Raw genomic sequence first — 15,237 nt, forward strand, 5'->3', positions numbered from 1 at the left:
AGCCGCATCACCATTTCTTCTCGTCGAGCAGCCGGTCGAAAAGCCGCTCCCGCAGCGCGTCGGGCACGGCGGACAGCCCGAGCAGCGTGCTGAACGCAATGCCGCTCGCGGCGAAGTAGCGTAGCAGCGAGAGTTCGAGGTCGCGTGCCTCGGCCTGCAGCTTTTCCATCTTGGCTGCGTCCTGGGCCTTCAGGTCTTCGAGCAGCGCCGGGCTTTCGACCAGGGCCGCGAGCACGGCGCGCGCGACGGAGTCCGGCTGGTTGATGGACTCCCTGAAAATCGCGATCTGCGCCGAAAGGACCGGTTCTGCCCGGGTCTGGCCGCCCGCCGCCAGGTGATCTTGCGCGATCTGCTCGAATTGTTCCCGCTGACGATCCAGCAGCGCGCGCAGCACGCCCAGTTTGTTACGGAACTGGTGTAGCAATCCGCCTTTGCTGATGCCGCTTTCGCGCGCAAGCGCATCGAATGTCAGTCCGCCGACCCCGTCGCGGGTCAGGATCGCAAGCGCCGCGTCAATCGCCTTTCTGCGGGAAATCTCGGAACGTGTCTGGTTATCCATGGGCGTGATTGTACCCCTGCATCGCACTGTAAACAAACCGGATAGACGGTTTACATCCTTCGAGTCCGATGCTACGCTTCGTCTCGTCATGAACTCGGCCGGATACCAGGCGGTATCCGGCAACTTTTAAAAGGATGCCTTCGTGCTCAACAACCGTCTTTTTCACATGTCGTCGGCTTGTGTAGTACTCCTGATGTTGTCGGCGTGTGCGGGCGTGCAGCCCGTTGCCTATAGCAGCCTGGCCTCGTCTTCCCAGCTCAAGGAGAACCGGGATCACGACGCCGCCCAGACGCCATTCCGCTATGCGGCGCCGGTGCTCTGGTCGCGTTATTCGCAGGTCATCGTCGATCCGGTCGCGGTGTATCAAGGCGGCGACAACCAGTTCGGCGACCTGTCGGAATCGGACAAGGACGTGCTCGCCGCCTACATGCACAAGACGTTCGCCGACACGCTATCGAAGCGTTTTGACCTCGCGACCCAGCCATCGCCCGCGACGCTGCGCGTGAAGCTCACGCTGACGGGCGCAGAGACAACGACTGCCGTGATCGGCCAGGCGATGCATTTCGACATCGCGGGCAATCTCTACAACGGCGTCCAGGCGATCAGGGGCGGCAAGGGGGCGTTTAGCGGCTCGGTGTCGTATGCCGTGGAGGTGTACGACAGTGCGTCGGGGCATCTGCTTCGCGCCTATGTGACGAAGCAATACCCGAACGCGATGAATTTGCCCGCCGCATTCGGCTCCCTGAGCGCGGCCAAAACCGGCATCGACAAGGGCGCCGATGCACTCGTCGAGCAGTTGCGCTAACCGCGAAGCCGCCTGCGGGCAAAAGGCGCCGCCGGTTCGAACTTCATCGACTCCCTCGCCAGATATTCAACGCACCGTGAATTGCTCCAGCTTCTTTGCATGCGCACTCGGCCGTGCGCTCGCCTTTGCAATCCGATGTGCGAGGCGCGTATGGGATGTCGTTGTGGGGAAGTTGTGAGTGATCGGCGGTGGTGGCACTCCGCAGTCTGGGCCGCATGGGTTTTGGCGAACCTGGCTGGCGGCCTGATGCTTGCTCAAACGCTGGCGCAACGCAGTACGCGCGTAACCGTGAGCTTCGTGTCGGGTGCCGGGCTTGTCGCCGGGAAAACGCCGGTGCGATATCGCGGCGTGGCCGTTGGCCGGCTCGAACATTTGCGTTTGTCCGCGGATGGTCAGCACGTCGATGCCGAGCTGAGGCTCGATGCCGCCGGATCCCACATCGCCATGTGCGGCACGAAATTCTGGGTCGTGCGTCCGCGCATCGACGTGAGGAACATCTCCGGGCTCCTGACCGCCGTGTCGGGAACCTGGATAGATGTCGATATCGACGTTCATTCGCATAACGCGTGCTACGCGTTCGCCGGCTTCGACACGCCGCCAGCCATCACCAGCGACGAGGAAGGCGCGCGTATCGTGATTCGCGCCTCAACGCTTGGCTCGCTGAACGCAGGCTCACCCGTTTATTTTCGCGGTGTGCAAGTCGGCCAGGTGCTCGGCTATTCGCTGGCGCCCAATGGCGGCAGCGTCCGCATCGGCGTTTTCGTAAAGAAACCTTTCAATAACCTGGTGACTGCCGATACGCGATGGTGGCAGGCGAGCGGTGTCGAACTCAAACTCGATTCCAGCGGCATGCGGCTGGAGACGCCGCCGGCCGCGGCGCTGCTCGCGGGCGCAGTGGCATTCGATACGCCGCGTGGGAGCGTGCGCGCCGTGTCCGCCGCGAGCGACGAGGATTTTCAACTGGCGCAAAGCCGCACGGACGCGATGCGCGCGAACGAAGGCCCGCCTGCCATGGTGCGCATGCGCTTCGCGCAGTCGGTACGAGGGTTGTCGGTTGGCGCGCCAGTCGAATTCCGCGGTGTCGGGTTGGGCACCGTCACGGCGGTCGACATCGACCTCCAACCCGAAAGCGGACGTTTCGACATGCTGGTTACGCTGAGCCTGTATCCCTCGCGGCTTGGCCGGAACTACCGTGACGCACTCGGCGACGGCGCAGGCGCGGCGGGCAAGGATTTGCTGCGTCAGCTCGTCGCTCAGGGACTACGCGGACAGCTACGCACGGGAAGTCTTTTGACGGGGCAGAAGTACGTCGCGCTCGACATCTTCCCGCACGCACCCGCGGCCCATGTCTACCCGGATCGCTCGCCGGTCGAATTGCCGACGGTGCCCAACTCTCTCGAGGAACTGCAGGACCAGTTGTCGAATATCGTGCGCCGGCTCGACCGCATGCCGCTTCCGGAGATTGGGCGCAATCTGGACGGCTCGCTTCAGCAGTCGAACGCCTTGTTTGCGCGGCTCGATACGGAGCTTGTGCCGGCTGCGCGTTCGACGCTCGAATCCGCGCAACAGGCGTTTCGTTCCGCGCAAGCGATGCTCGACCAGGATTCGCCGTTGCAGAGCGACACTCATCAGGCATTGGCCGCGTTGCGGCGCACGCTGGCGAGCCTGAACGCCTTATCCGATTATCTTGAACGCCACCCTGAGGCATTGATCTGGGGGAAGCGCGCAGACCCGTGAATCGGCAAACGCGCTACAGCGCCCGACTCACCAGCAATGGATCGACGACCCCAATCGCCTCCGCGTCCCGGCTCGCATAAGGCAGCTTATGCAGCACGAATCGCATGGCATTGAGCCGCGCGCGTTTCTTGCAATCGGAGCGAACGACCGTCCACGGCGCGTCTGCGGTGTCCGTTTGCGAGAACATCGCTTCTTTCGCCTGCGTGTACGCCTCCCACTTGTCGAGCGAAGCGAGATCGACAGGACTCAGCTTCCATTGCTTGAGCGGATGCACTTTGCGCTCCTTGAAGCGCCGCCGCTGCTCGGCACGGCTCACCGAAAACCAGAACTTGATCAGGTGGATGCCGCTACGAATCAACTGCCGTTCGAACTCCGGCACTTGCCGCATGAAATCGGCATATTCCTCAGGCGTGCAGAAGCCCATGACATGCTCGACGCCCGCGCGGTTGTACCAGGACCGATCGAACAACACGATTTCCCCCGCCGAAGGTAGATGCTGCACGTAGCGCTGCAAATACCATTGGCCGCGCTCGACTTCGGTGGGTTTTTCGAGCGCCACGACGCGCGCGCCGCGTGGGTTTAGATGCTCCATGAAGCGCTTGATCGTGCCTCCCTTGCCGGCTGCGTCGCGGCCCTCGAATAGGATCACCACGCGCTGACCCGTTTCGCGCACCCACGCCTGGAGCTTGAGCAGTTCGACCTGCAGCCGGTACTTCTGCCGCTCATAGGCGCGCCGCGACATCAAGTTGCGATACGGATAGCCGCCTTCGCGCCAGCCAGCGGCGAGTTCCTCGTCGGGGTGGCGCGTGCGCGAGTTGCGCCAGTCGGCAGGATTGCCTTCGAGGATCAGGCTGCGCAACCGGGCGGCTTCGTCGGGCGACATGCCTTGCATCAAGGCCGCAATCGACTCGAGCAACATGGCGGGCGGATTGTGCTCGGCGTTCGTGCGCGCGACGAGATCATGGACAGCGCCCGCGATGACCTCGCTCGCGGACTCGACGGCGCTGTCGACGGTGCGCAACTCGGCGCTGTGAGGCGTGACGAGCGGCACGCGTGCGGCGGGGCTGGCGGTGTCCGAAGCGGAATAGGGAATGGATTTGGGCATGGCGTTGGCGGATACGGAGATGGGCACGCGTGCGGAATGACTCGCGTTCAAAGCGGATGCATCGAAGCGCGAGCCGCAATGGAGCGCAGGGGAGACGACGCGGCTTGATTGGCGGGAGCGGCGCCGGGGCAAGAGCCGGCGCGCCGATGACCGGCGCCAGCCTGCTACTAGCCTCTGGCTAATAGCAAGCGCCGGACGCCGCCTGGTTCAGGCGTTTGCCGCCTTTTTCAGGATGAGGTAGAGCGAGTCTTTCAGTTGAAGCTTTTCCTTTTTCAACTGCTCGACTTCCATGCCGTGCGAAGCCACGACGCCCGTCTCCATGTTCTTGATCTGCTGGTCGAGCTCGTTGTGACGATGAAAAATCCGGGCGAAATGTTCGTCCTGGATCTTGAGGCGCGAAATCAAATCTCTGTACTCAGGGAACACTCAATACTCCTTACAGACTGGCAAAATAAGAGAAACTGAAACGTAATTATTTTTCCACCGTCTCGTCGTGGCAGTCTTGACCATCATCAGAACGGCTGTCGAAAGGGTCAGGGACGTTACCTGGGGCGTCGAGGCGCGCTCGCGTGTACCATCGATCGCGTCGTCGCAGTTCCTGGCTCTCCATCCGCTTGCACTGTTCTAAGCCGTCGCGCCCACCCACAGAACCCTGGAGCGTTCATGGATCGCGTTCTGGAAATCGTGCTGGATGTCGTGATCCCGGCAGTGCCGGATAGAAAAAGCTCAAAAGCCGCCACGGGAGCGGCGTCCAGGGCGCACGCCAGCCCGAAGCCTTCGGAGCGGGCCGCCAGCCTGTGCGCGGCTTTGCCGTCGCTCGTGGCGCTGCCCGATGCGCGCGAGTGCGTGACGACAGTCGCCTTCGACCATGACGGCGTCCTTGGCGGCCTCGGATGGCGCGTGGCGGTCGAATCGCGCGGCGACACGCAGTGCGTCGTCGTGTCGAGCCGGAGCGCCCATACGCCGGGGGTCACCCTGGTCGCGCCGATCTTCGAGGCGGCGCTCGACGCAAACGGTATCGCGCATGCGCTCTTCGACGCCGCGCCCGAGCCGTTTCGCGAGGCGCTGGGCAGCGTAGACGATCTCTCTGCGGCGGCCACGCTTGTAGCGATGCGCAGCCGCTGGCAATGGCCGCGCGACGGCGTCGAGGTGCTGCTTACGTTCGACGAAGACTTGCACGAACGGTCGGCGCCGCCTCAAAAACCGACGGGTCTGGACACTCATGGCGCGGATGCGGCGCCCCCTCCCGACTCGCACGAATTGCACGAGCTGCGCGTGAGCGCTCCCTGGCCAGAAGGCGAGGACGAGCGGCCTGTCGTCGATGCGCTATTTGCCTGTGCCGGCGACCTGATCGGGGCGCTGCCCGCGTTCGTGCGCATGACCGACGCGCTCGAACGCGCCATCGCCGGCAGCGTGACCGGCGACGCCGAAGCCATCAAGGCCGAAGCCGTGGATCTCGCCGGCGCGGCGACGGCCGAATCCGCGCTCGTGGCGATCGGGCGCAACATCAGCGCGCAGTGGTTCGGCAACGACGCGGGCGTGCGCGATAGCACGAACGGCGAGTTCATCCATCAGATGCGCGTGTCGCAACGGCGGTTGCGTACCGCCATGCGCATCTTCTCGCGCTGGTGCGACGAGACTTGGGAGACGCGCATCGAGCCGGAGCTCAAATGGCTCGGCGGCCTGCTCGGTGATGCACGCGACCGCGATGTCTTCGTCGAATCGACGCTGCCGGCGCTCGCCGCGGCCGACGTCGAGCCGGGGCGCTGGGACGCGATTCGCGACGCGGCAAACGCGCAACGGCTCGCCGCGCGCGCGCGGCTGCGCGAGGCGCTGGCATCTGAGCGCTACGCGCTGGCGGCGCTGGCGTGGCTCCAGTGGCTCGATCAACTCGCGCGGCGCGCACACGACGCCGGCAATGCAGGGCTTTCGCTGCGCCGCCACGCGAAGAAGCGCGTGCGGCGCTACTACGAGCGGCTCGTGGACACGCAAAAGCTCACGGCCATCGACGAGGCGAGCCGTCATCGCGCGCGCATCAACGCGAAGTATTTGCGATACACGATCGAATTCTTCGCCACGCTCACGTCGCGCAGCACGCGCATGGAGGTGGCGCGCACGCTCGCGCGGCTGCAGAGCGTGCTCGGCGACGGCAACGACGCCGCAGTGGCCCTGCGCTATCTCGAGCGCATGGATGCCGAGCCGTATCAGCTCGGATTCGCGCGCGGCTGGTGCGAGGCCGTCAAGCGCTATACCGCGAAGGAGGGCGAACGCCTCTTGCGCGAACTGGGCGAGCCGAAGGTGTCGCGCGGCGCCTGACGCGCGTCTCTATAATCGCTGGCGCGGATTGTCGGAACGGCGGACCGCGCCGAACCATCGCTCATATCGTCTTGTTTTTAGCTTGTTTTGCGCATGATGAATCCCACTGACCCAAAGTCCCCACCCACCGGAGCCGGCCACGCCGACGCCGGTTCCACTGAGTCATCCACGACCTCCGACGCGCCGGAACTGGGTCTGGGCGGCTCGGTCTGGTTTCAGTCCGGCCAGCAGATGCTGGGCGGCGCGGCGCGCATTGCGCTGCTGGAAGCCATCCACGCAACCGGTTCGATCACGGGTGCCGCGAAAGCGGTCGGCATGAGCTACAAGGGCGCCTGGGATGCCGTCGACGTCATGAACAATCTCGCGGGCGAGGCGCTCGTGGTGCGTGCGACCGGCGGCAAGGGCGGCGGCGGGACGACGCTCACACCGCGGGCGCTGCGGCTCGTCGAGACGTTCCGCGCCATCGAGCAGGAGCACCGGCGCTTTATCGAGCGCGCGGCGCACGCGCTCGGCGCCGTTTCGAGCCAAGGCGACGATGCACACGCTGGCGGGTTCGCTCGCGACCTGGCCGTGCTCGGCCGCTTCGCCATGCGCACGAGCGCGCGCAATCAGCTCTTTGGCACTGTGTCGGGAATCGTGCGGGGCGCGGTGAACGACGAGGTGTCGGTCGCGCTGCCTGGCGGCGAAGTCCTCGTGGCCACGATCACGCACGAGAGCGCCGAAGCGCTCGGGCTTGCTACGGGCGCGCCCGTAGTGGCGCTCGTGAAGGCGACTTCGGTCGTGCTGGTCGCGAGCGCGGCGGACGCGGCGCGGCTTTCGGCGCGCAACCGGCTGAGCGGGACAATCGAAGTGGTGCGGCGCGGCGCCGTCAACGCCGAAGTGACGCTCGCCCTGCCGGGCGGCACCGTGATTGCCGCGATCGTGACCGACGCGAGCGTGGACGCGCTGGGATTCGCCGCAGGGCAAGCGGCAACGGCCGTGTTTAAGGCTTCGAGCGTGCTGCTAGGCGTGGCCGGCTAAGCGGCGGATGAGCGACGAACGACGAACGGGGAGCCGCCAGTGAAGGCGGATTCAGGCGTGGCGCTGCGCGGGCGGCGTGAGGCCGTTGCGGGTTTGCGAGACCGGCGCGACGGGCGCCCGGTTGGGGCGATTGGCCTTCCATTTGGCGCGCACGTAGGGCCGGTCGTGACCCGAAACCGTGAGCGCGATGTGCGTGACCCAGCGATGCGTGGGCACATGCACGTTGTGCAATGCGATAGTCAGCGCCGCGAGGCTCAGCGCGACGGCCGCCGCTGAAATTCGCTGGGCTTGCGCCTGCCACCAATAGCGCGCGAACACGAGCGCGGTGAGCGCTCCGACCACGCAGCCCGTGACAGCCTCGGAAGGCGAGTGAGCGTCGAGCACCACGCGTGAGAGCGCAACCGCGAGCCCCACCGCGAGGCCGATGGTCACGCCTGTGGCGCGCACGAAGGACGGCGCGCCTTGCAGCATCAGGAAAAACGCGACGGGATAGACGGCCGTGGACAACATGGCATGGCCGCTGATCCCCGTGAAATCCAGTTCTCTTACCCCCACGCCCCAGCCGAGAAACGCGATCTTGGTGAGCGTCACCAGGCCGATTGCCAGACCGAGCACGAACACCCAGCTCGCCGCCATGCGCCACGAGTAGCCGACTATCAGCCACAGCGCGATAGCCAACGCCAGCGGCAGGGTGAGGCCTGCGCCGCCGAGGTTGGTAATCGAGTACCAAAGGTGAAGGGGCAAATCTGGCATGAGTCCGTGCTGCCGGCTGTCTGAAGAGGATCCTGGGGTTGTAGGTGCCTAACCGCTACTTCATAGCGACTCAACGCGCGAGCCGCCTCGCTGGCCGACACGCGCGTGAGACAAGTATCCAGTATAGCTGCCTCGCATAAACGAAGGCGTGCCTCGACGAACGCGCGCACGGACAGAATCCAGCCTGTCCGATCTGCAGCGTCATCCAAATGGTGTTATTGTGCGTTGCACAACGACGGATCGCGGCAAAACGCCACGATGTGTCAGACCCTTTTACGAGGCCATAGATGACGAAAAATCTGACGAAGCTATGGGCAGGTGGCATGCGACGTCTGCTCGCCATCCAGACCCGGGCGACCCGCGACGCCCTGAAAGGCGCGGGGATCGGTACACCCAAGCCGCAGGCAATCTGGCGCGCCGCTCAGGCCGCAGCCGAGCAGGCGGCCAAACACGTCACGCCGACGCAGGCGCGCAGCGGCGCGCCGGTGCGCGAGTCGCGCGTGGGTCCGCGCGCGGCCGCCTGGGCCGCGGGCGAATGGCACCGCGCGGAGCACCTCGTGCCGGCGAACGACCACCACGTCGGGCGCTCGCTTCCTTACGGGCTTTACTTGCCGCCCGGCCGCAAGACGAAGGGCATGCCCGTTGTCGTCATGCTGCACGGCTGCAAGCAATCGATGGATTCCTTCGCCGAAGGCACCCGCATGAATCTGCTCGCCGACCGCCATGGCTTCGCGGTGGTGTATCCCGAGCAGTCGGAACGCGCGCACCCGCATCAATGCTGGCACTGGTACGACGCGCGCGACGCGGCGGGCGGCGGCGAAGCGGCATCCGTCGTTTCGCTGGTCGATGCGCTCGTCGAGGAGCATGGCTTCGACCGCTCGCGCGTCTATCTGGCGGGTTTGTCGGCCGGAGCGGGGCTCGCGATGCTGCTCGCGGTGCGCTCGCCCAGCCGCTTCGCAGCCATCGCGCTGCATTCCGGCCCCGCTTTCGGTGAAGCACGCTCCGGCGTGACGGCGCTCGATGTGATGCGGCGCGGCGTGCACCACGATCCGGTGGCGCTCGTCGATACCCAATTGGGTGCGCGCATCCATCCGGGCATGCCGGCGATCGTCGTGCAGGGCGACGCGGACGCCGTCGTCGCGCCCGTCAACGCGGAACAGCTCGCGGTGCAACTGCTCCGCCTGAACGGTCTTGCGGACGCCCGCGGCGTGCGTCAGGGCGTCGTGTCGCGCGAGACCTTCAAGGACGGCTATCGTGAGCAGGACTACGAGTTCGACGGCGCGAGCGTCGTGCGGCTGTGCCGCGTGGCGGACCTCGACCACGCCTGGAGCGGCGGCGATGACACCGTGCCGTTCCATTCCTCGACGGGGCCGGACGCGAGCACGCTGATCTGGGACTTTTTCGAGGATCATCGCCGCGAGACCTTCGACGAGACCTACGACGACGAATTGACGCAGAACGTTGGTTAAAAGCGACTGCGGGCAGTTTAGGGGTTTACCCTTAACAGGGTTTACCCTATAATGGCTTCATTCGATTCGCGGGCAAGTGCCCGTCAAAGAAGGGCCAAATCATGTACCTGCTCAGCCGTCTTTTCCTGTTCCTTTCCGAAACCGCCGAAGCTCGCCGCCAGCAGCGCGAGGAAGCGTATCTCGCGCAGTCCGTCGACATCTACGATCTCGAGTTCCGCATGCGCAAGATGGATCGTGAGAAGGCCACGCGCCACCCGTCGTGGATGAACCACTACGGCTAAGCAGGAATGCTGAGCCCCGCTAACGGGGCAAAATGAAAACGGCGCCCCGAGTGAACGAGGCGCCGTTTTTGCATTGTGCGTGAAGGACAGCCGCGCCGTTCAGCGGCCAGAGTTCGGCATTTCGGCGGCCTGCTTTTCCTGCACGCCGAAGCAGCCGCGGTAGGTCGCGTAGAACGAGCAATAGAGCATCGTCGTCACGATGATGAGCGCGGGCATCAGGATCGCCACCGTGAAGTCGCCCGCGCCGAGCGCGCGCAGCAGCGTCGACAAGCCGATCGATACGACCGTCGAGACCGCGAACCACAGCGCGCCGTACACCGTGAACGCGCCCTTGTTGCGCCAGCAGCTCACGATGCTGAAGAACATGGCCTTCACGGGCGGCACGTCGTGCCACGCCGTGAGCACGGGCGCAAACCAGAACAGCATCGACACCGGCACGTAGCAGAGCAGCGAAGCGAGCACTGCAAGCGGCACGTCGCTGTTGGCGAGCGCTTCCGCGTCGAGGTCGCCGCCGATCGTCATCAGCCGCAGTAGCGCGCCGCCGTCCACGAACGCAGACGCGGCCAGCACCAGCAACATCGCGACCACGTAGATCGCCCCGAGCACCAGCAGCTGCTTCGCCACGTTGCTGCCGTACGAACGGAAGCCGTCGATCAGAATGGTCGGGAACACCGGTTTGCCCGCGATCGTGTCGCGGCACGCCGCCATGAAGCCGACGGCCACGCCGGGCACGAACAGCAGCGGCAGCACGCCGCCGATCACGGGGATGGCGGAAATCAGCGTCATCGCCAGCAAATAGGCGAAAAACAGCGTGAGAAACGCGAGCGGATTGCGGCGGAACAGCCAGATACCCTGGCGGAACCAGACGTAGCCCGTCTTCGCGGGGACTTCAATTAGTTGCATGGGCGATGGGGCAAGGCGTGATGGGAGCCCGCCTCGCTGCCGGCGAGGCGCTCGCGCAAGATGCGCTCGAAATGGCCGGGATCGTGCGGCTTGAGCAGCTCGGCCGAGCGGGGCAGGTGGAAATCATACAGGCGCGAGACCCAGAAGCGGTACGCACCTGCGCGCAGCATGTCCATCCAGTGCCGCGTTTCCTCGGGCGTGAATGGGCGCACGGTCTGGTAGGCGCGCAAGAGCGCGTCGGCGCGCGCCGTGTCGAGCTTGCCGGTGGCGAGGTCGACGCACCAGTCGTTCACGGTCACGGCCACGTCGAACAGCCACTTGTCGCAGCCGGCGAAATAGAAGTCGAAAAAGCCGCCCAGCCGAACTTCGTGGCCCGGCGCCGGGTGCGAGTGCGCAAACATCGCATTGTCGCGGAACAGGTCGCAATGGCAAGGACCGCCCGGCAGCGCCGCGTAGTCGGCCGAGCCGAAGAATGCCCGCTGGTGGTCGAGTTCGCTCGTGAGGAGCGTGCGCTGGGCGTCGTCCAGAAACGGCAGCACGGTCGGCACCGTTTCTTCCCACCATGAAAGGCTGCGCAGATTCGGCTGGTCGCCGCGGTAGTCGCGGCCCGCCAGGTGCAAGCGAGCGAGCATCTGCCCCACTTCCGCGCAGTGTTCCACGCCGGGCGCGAGTTCGGGCTTGCCTTCGAGCTTCGAGACGATGGCCGCGGGCTTGCCGTGCAGCAGGCCGAAAAGCGCGCCGTCCTTGCGCGGCATGGGGTCGGGTACCGGCACGCGATGCGAGGCGAGGTGCCGCATCAGGTCGAGGTAGAACGGCAGTTGCCCGGCCGTCAGCTTTTCGAAGATCGTCAGGACGTATTCGCCGCGCGTCGTCGTCAGGAAGAAGTTGCTGTTCTCAATGCCGGACTGGATGCCGCGAAATTCGACGACATCGCCGAGATCGTAGTCGCGCAGCCATTGGGCAAGCTCTTTGTCGGTGACAGCGGTGAAGACGGCCATGCAAGAAGGTCGGTTGATTGGTAATGGCGGGTCGGCGAACGCTGCGAGGTGCTGCCCGAGGGGCTTGCAGGCGTGTCCGGCTCAGGCGCGATGGCCGCGGCCCGGCTCATGGGGCGGCGCACATGGCGTTGGCGCGGGCATGCCACCTAAAGGCATGCCCGCGCCCGGGTGGCTCAGTAATGCAGGTTGATCGACGGCAGGCGCGTGCTGGCCTGGCCGTTGTTGCGCACTTGCGGCGAGGTGTCGGGGTTTGCGCTCATCGTGTAGCGCGTGCCGAAGTTCGAATGCACGTTGATCTCGACGGGCTTGCCCTTGTCGCGGAACTCGGTGATTTCGGTGCCGTTCGGGCTCACTTCGTGATAGCTGGGCACGCGCGGCACGTCGTTGATGTCGACCTTCGAGGTGACGCGTGCGGCCGGCTTGTTGTTGATCGCAGCCAGATCGGGCAGGCCCGCGCGTTCGTTCTCCGATTGCGCGGATTGTGCCTCGACGGCGGTCTTTGCGTCGTCGGCCGGCGCGGCCATGGCGACCCCGCTGAAAGCGAGCGACACCGCGACGGCGGCAAGAAGGTGCGACTTCATGGTCTTTCTCCGATGGGATGCTCCAATTCTAGCAAATCCGGGCGCTTCGCCCCATGTCGCGCAAGCGCTGCGGCCCGCGCCCGGCGGGCGGTGCGCGGCGCCCACAGCGCTCGCGGGGCGGGTCCTGCAAAAGCCCTCGGCGCGGCGAGGTCCGTCGCCAGAAAGTCGCACCTTCCGTGGTAATGTGGATCCATCAAACGGAGAGGCGAACGAAGATGAACAACGATAGCTACCTGCGGCCCCTCATGACGCCGGCGCACGACTTCCCGGACGAATTTTTCGAAGACGCCGCCGACGCCGTGGCGCGCCTCTCGAGCATCTACGAAGCGAATACGTCGTTCCTGCGCGACGCGTTCGCGCGCTATCGCCGCGGCGAGGCATTCGAGCGCCGCGTGCGCGCGTGCTACCCTTTCGTGCGCATTCGCACCAACGTCAACACGCACATCGACTCGCGCCGCTCGTACGGCTTCGTGGCGGGCCCCGGCGTGTTCGAGACCACCCTCACGCGGCCCGATCTTTTCGGCAATTACTATCGCGAGCAGCTGCGCCTGCTGGCGAAGAACCATCATGTGGGCATTGAAGTGGGCGTGTCGGATCAGCCTATTCCCGTGCATTTCGCGTTCGCCGAAGGCATCCACCTCGAAGGCGATCTCGACCGCGAGCGCCTCTTCGCCATGCGCGACGTGTTCGATACGCCCGATCTCGCGCAGCTCGACGACCGCATCGTGAACGGCACCTACGAGCCGGAGCCGGGCGAGCCGCATCCGCTTGCGCTCTTCACCGCGCCGCGCGTGGACTTTTCGCTGCATCGGCTCAAGCACTACACGGCCACGTCGCCCACGCACGTGCAGAACTACGTGCTCTACACGAACTACCAGTTCTATATCGACGAGTTCGTGAAGCTCGGCCGCGCGATGATGGCGCATACCGACGACGCCGACTTGCGCAACTATCGCAGCGAATACACGTCGTTCGTCGAGCCCGGCGACGTGGTGACGTATAACGCGAACCTGGGCGAACAGGACGACGAAGGCAAGGCGCCCGCGCGCCTGCCGCAAATGCCGGCCTATCACCTCAAGCGTGCGGACGGCAGCGGCATCACGATGGTCAACATCGGCGTGGGACCGTCGAACGCGAAGACGATCACCGACCACATTGCCGTACTGCGTCCGCATGCGTGGATCATGCTTGGCCACTGCGCGGGCCTGCGCAACACGCAGCGTCTGGGCGACTACGTGCTCGCGCACGGCTATGTGCGCGAGGATCACGTGCTCGACGCCGATTTGCCGCTGTGGGTGCCGATCCCGGCGCTCGCCGAAGTGCAACTCGCGCTCGAGCGTGCGGTCGCGGAGGTCACGAAGCTCGACGGCGTGGAACTCAAGCGCGTAATGCGCACGGGGACGGTGGCAAGCGTCGATAACCGCAACTGGGAGCTGCGCGATCATCGCGAGCCGGTGCAGCGCCTCTCGCAAAGCCGCGCGATCGCGCTCGACATGGAAAGCGCAACCATCGCCGCGAACGGATTCCGCTTTCGCGTGCCGTACGGCACCTTGCTGTGCGTTTCCGACAAGCCGCTGCACGGCGAACTCAAGCTGCCGGGCATGGCCGATTCGTTCTATCGCGCGCAGGTCGATCAGCATCTGCAGATCGGCGTGAAGGCGATGGAGATTCTGCGCACGAACGGCTTGCACAAGCTGCATAGCCGGAAATTGCGCAGCTTTGCGGAAGTCGCGTTTCAGTAAGCGCGCATTGACCGGCGGCGGCTGGCCACAGCCGCGCCGCCGGTTTGTCTTGTTGTCCTCGCTTGACTCACCAGGAACGCCGGCGTGCGCGGGCACCTCAGACTCCTTTACCTCTCACTGCTGCTCACTCGGCTCGCGGATCAGATCCTGCTGTTCACCGTGCCGCTGGTCGTATTCAAGCTGTCGGGGAGCGCGGCATGGTCGGGCATCGCGTTCTTCTGCGAAGCCTTGCCGCGCTATGCGGCCTTTCCGGTTTGCGGCGCGCTTTGCGACCGTATTTCGACGCTGAAGCTGATTCGCTGGAGTCAGCATTGGCGCTCGATCGTCTGCATAGGCGGCGTGCTGGGTTTCGCCATCCACGGCAGCCTCGTGTGGCTCATCGTCATTTCGGCGGGCGCGGGTGTGCTGACGACGCAAGGCTTCATGGCTCGCGAAGCGATGCTGCCGCGCATCTTTCACGGGGACGCCTACCGCAAAAGCCTTTCGTACACGCAGATCGCGGATCAATTGGGAACCGTCCTCGGACCGCTCGCCGCCGCGGGTTTGCTGGGCGTATCGCACTGGCAGTACGTCGTGTTGGCCGCAGCCGCGATTTTCATCGTGTCCGATATCGCGTTTTCGCTGTGGGCCGCGGGGCAGCAGGTGCCGGTGATCGATGGCGTGCAGCCAGGCCGGAATTCGCTTGCCCCATATCGCATTGCGTTCAGGCACGTCGTCGCGATACCGGGCTTGCTCGAATTGGTCGCGCTTGCGGCGGGCGTGAATCTCGTTGTCGGCGTGACGCTGGCGACATCGGCGGCCATGTTCACGGGCGTGTATGGCCAGACCGCTTCGGCCTATGCGTGGCTGCAGGTTGCCGGCTCGATCGCTACGGTCGTCGTGCTGATGTTCGTCGCTCATGTGAAGCTGCCCGCGCGCGTGTCGGGCGCTGCCGCTTATCTGCTGATCGTGCTGGGCGGGTTGCTGAC

At 65.2% G+C, this 15,237-nt stretch carries 15 protein-coding genes; 8 read left to right on the plus strand and 7 right to left on the minus strand.

The features are described 5' to 3' along the window. Window positions 1-7 precede the first annotated feature (7 nt). Complete coding sequence (locus E1N52_RS16970) at window positions 8-559, minus strand: TetR/AcrR family transcriptional regulator (RefSeq protein WP_133183929.1); 552 nt, start codon at window positions 557-559, stop codon at window positions 8-10. A gap of 166 nt (window positions 560-725) precedes the next feature. On the opposite strand from E1N52_RS16970, the gene E1N52_RS16975 reads away from it, so the two are divergent. Next, window positions 726-1,364 (plus strand): DUF3313 domain-containing protein, encoded by a 639-nt coding sequence (locus tag E1N52_RS16975; RefSeq protein WP_133183930.1) that lies wholly within the window; start codon window positions 726-728, stop codon window positions 1,362-1,364. A 246-nt stretch (window positions 1,365-1,610) separates the two neighbouring features. Then, window positions 1,611-3,101, plus strand: a complete 1,491-nt coding sequence (locus E1N52_RS16980; RefSeq protein ID WP_246089092.1) for a PqiB family protein — start codon at window positions 1,611-1,613, stop codon at window positions 3,099-3,101. A gap of 13 nt (window positions 3,102-3,114) precedes the next feature. On the opposite strand, the gene ppk2 is transcribed toward E1N52_RS16980, so the two are convergent. Together ppk2 and E1N52_RS16990 are read right to left on the minus strand one after the other, a co-directional pair. Beyond that, window positions 3,115-4,206, minus strand: coding sequence for a polyphosphate kinase 2 (gene ppk2, locus E1N52_RS16985; protein ID WP_133183904.1), 1,092 nt, complete (start codon window positions 4,204-4,206; stop codon window positions 3,115-3,117). 207 nt (window positions 4,207-4,413) lie between these two features. Continuing rightward, window positions 4,414-4,632, minus strand: a complete 219-nt coding sequence (locus E1N52_RS16990; RefSeq protein ID WP_133183905.1) for an HP1242/YdcH family protein — start codon at window positions 4,630-4,632, stop codon at window positions 4,414-4,416. A gap of 237 nt (window positions 4,633-4,869) precedes the next feature. On the opposite strand from E1N52_RS16990, the gene E1N52_RS16995 reads away from it, so the two are divergent. Together E1N52_RS16995 and E1N52_RS17000 are read left to right on the plus strand one after the other, a co-directional pair. Continuing rightward, window positions 4,870-6,522 carry a CHAD domain-containing protein gene (locus E1N52_RS16995; RefSeq protein ID WP_133183906.1) on the plus strand — a complete coding sequence of 551 codons (1,653 nt, stop codon included), beginning with the start codon at window positions 4,870-4,872 and terminating at the stop codon, window positions 6,520-6,522. 96 nt (window positions 6,523-6,618) lie between these two features. Then, the gene (locus E1N52_RS17000; protein WP_133183931.1) at window positions 6,619-7,542 is read left to right on the plus strand and encodes a TOBE domain-containing protein; all 924 of its coding nucleotides are present in this window, start codon (window positions 6,619-6,621) and stop codon (window positions 7,540-7,542) included. Window positions 7,543-7,593: 51 nt separating this feature from the next. Here E1N52_RS17000 and E1N52_RS17005 read toward each other — a convergent pair whose 3' ends face one another. Then, window positions 7,594-8,295, minus strand: coding sequence for a phosphatase PAP2 family protein (locus E1N52_RS17005; RefSeq protein ID WP_133183907.1), 702 nt, complete (start codon window positions 8,293-8,295; stop codon window positions 7,594-7,596). 287 nt (window positions 8,296-8,582) lie between these two features. Between E1N52_RS17005 and E1N52_RS17010 the strand changes: the two genes are divergently transcribed. Beyond that, complete coding sequence (locus E1N52_RS17010) at window positions 8,583-9,764, plus strand: extracellular catalytic domain type 1 short-chain-length polyhydroxyalkanoate depolymerase (protein ID WP_133183908.1); 1,182 nt, start codon at window positions 8,583-8,585, stop codon at window positions 9,762-9,764. Window positions 9,765-9,865: 101 nt separating this feature from the next. Further along, on the plus strand, window positions 9,866-10,045 hold the full coding sequence (locus E1N52_RS17015; protein WP_042269847.1) for a DUF3563 family protein: 180 nt from the start codon (window positions 9,866-9,868) through the stop codon (window positions 10,043-10,045). A gap of 99 nt (window positions 10,046-10,144) precedes the next feature. Here the strand turns inward: E1N52_RS17015 and E1N52_RS17020 are convergent, their stop codons facing one another. The 3 genes from E1N52_RS17020 to E1N52_RS17030 all read right to left on the minus strand — a co-directional run bounded on the left by E1N52_RS17020 (window position 10,145) and on the right by E1N52_RS17030 (window position 12,527). After that, window positions 10,145-10,948 (minus strand): BPSS1780 family membrane protein, encoded by an 804-nt coding sequence (locus E1N52_RS17020; RefSeq protein ID WP_133183909.1) that lies wholly within the window; start codon window positions 10,946-10,948, stop codon window positions 10,145-10,147. Next, window positions 10,939-11,946: a homoserine kinase gene (locus E1N52_RS17025; RefSeq protein ID WP_133183910.1), complete on the minus strand. Its 1,008-nt coding sequence runs from the start codon at window positions 11,944-11,946 to the stop codon at window positions 10,939-10,941. The genes E1N52_RS17020 and E1N52_RS17025 overlap by 10 nt, the downstream gene beginning before the upstream one ends. Window positions 11,947-12,119: 173 nt before the next feature. After that, window positions 12,120-12,527 carry a hypothetical protein gene (locus E1N52_RS17030; RefSeq protein ID WP_133183911.1) on the minus strand — a complete coding sequence of 136 codons (408 nt, stop codon included), beginning with the start codon at window positions 12,525-12,527 and terminating at the stop codon, window positions 12,120-12,122. 245 nt (window positions 12,528-12,772) lie between these two features. Between E1N52_RS17030 and E1N52_RS17035 the strand changes: the two genes are divergently transcribed. Both E1N52_RS17035 and E1N52_RS17040 read left to right on the plus strand, forming a co-directional pair. Further along, on the plus strand, window positions 12,773-14,269 hold the full coding sequence (locus E1N52_RS17035; protein ID WP_425468080.1) for an AMP nucleosidase: 1,497 nt from the start codon (window positions 12,773-12,775) through the stop codon (window positions 14,267-14,269). Between the two features lie 84 nt (window positions 14,270-14,353). After that, a partial coding sequence (locus E1N52_RS17040) for an MFS transporter (protein ID WP_133183913.1) occupies window positions 14,354-15,237 on the plus strand: 884 nt, incomplete at its 3' end.

This window comes from Paraburkholderia guartelaensis (assembly GCF_004353905.1).
In the GTDB taxonomy this organism is placed as follows: Bacteria; Pseudomonadota; Gammaproteobacteria; order Burkholderiales; family Burkholderiaceae; genus Paraburkholderia; species Paraburkholderia guartelaensis.

What these genes read in the sequence shown, in the direction of transcription:
- E1N52_RS16980 (WP_246089092.1), top strand. Translation starts at nt 1,611, where the DNA reads ATGCTTGCTCAAACGCTGGCGCAACGCAGTACGCGCGTAACCGTGAGC.
- E1N52_RS17030 (WP_133183911.1), bottom strand. Translation starts at nt 12,527, where the DNA reads ATGAAGTCGCACCTTCTTGCCGCCGTCGCGGTGTCGCTCGCTTTCAGC.
- E1N52_RS17020 (WP_133183909.1), bottom strand. Translation starts at nt 10,948, where the DNA reads ATGCAACTAATTGAAGTCCCCGCGAAGACGGGCTACGTCTGGTTCCGC.
- E1N52_RS16970 (WP_133183929.1), bottom strand. Translation starts at nt 559, where the DNA reads ATGGATAACCAGACACGTTCCGAGATTTCCCGCAGAAAGGCGATTGAC.
- E1N52_RS17000 (WP_133183931.1), top strand. Translation starts at nt 6,619, where the DNA reads ATGAATCCCACTGACCCAAAGTCCCCACCCACCGGAGCCGGCCACGCC.
- ppk2 (WP_133183904.1), bottom strand. Translation starts at nt 4,206, where the DNA reads ATGCCCAAATCCATTCCCTATTCCGCTTCGGACACCGCCAGCCCCGCC.
- E1N52_RS17010 (WP_133183908.1), top strand. Translation starts at nt 8,583, where the DNA reads ATGACGAAAAATCTGACGAAGCTATGGGCAGGTGGCATGCGACGTCTG.
- E1N52_RS17005 (WP_133183907.1), bottom strand. Translation starts at nt 8,295, where the DNA reads ATGCCAGATTTGCCCCTTCACCTTTGGTACTCGATTACCAACCTCGGC.
- E1N52_RS17025 (WP_133183910.1), bottom strand. Translation starts at nt 11,946, where the DNA reads ATGGCCGTCTTCACCGCTGTCACCGACAAAGAGCTTGCCCAATGGCTG.
- E1N52_RS17015 (WP_042269847.1), top strand. Translation starts at nt 9,866, where the DNA reads ATGTACCTGCTCAGCCGTCTTTTCCTGTTCCTTTCCGAAACCGCCGAA.
- E1N52_RS17035 (WP_425468080.1), top strand. Translation starts at nt 12,773, where the DNA reads ATGACGCCGGCGCACGACTTCCCGGACGAATTTTTCGAAGACGCCGCC.
- E1N52_RS16995 (WP_133183906.1), top strand. Translation starts at nt 4,870, where the DNA reads ATGGATCGCGTTCTGGAAATCGTGCTGGATGTCGTGATCCCGGCAGTG.
- E1N52_RS16975 (WP_133183930.1), top strand. Translation starts at nt 726, where the DNA reads ATGTCGTCGGCTTGTGTAGTACTCCTGATGTTGTCGGCGTGTGCGGGC.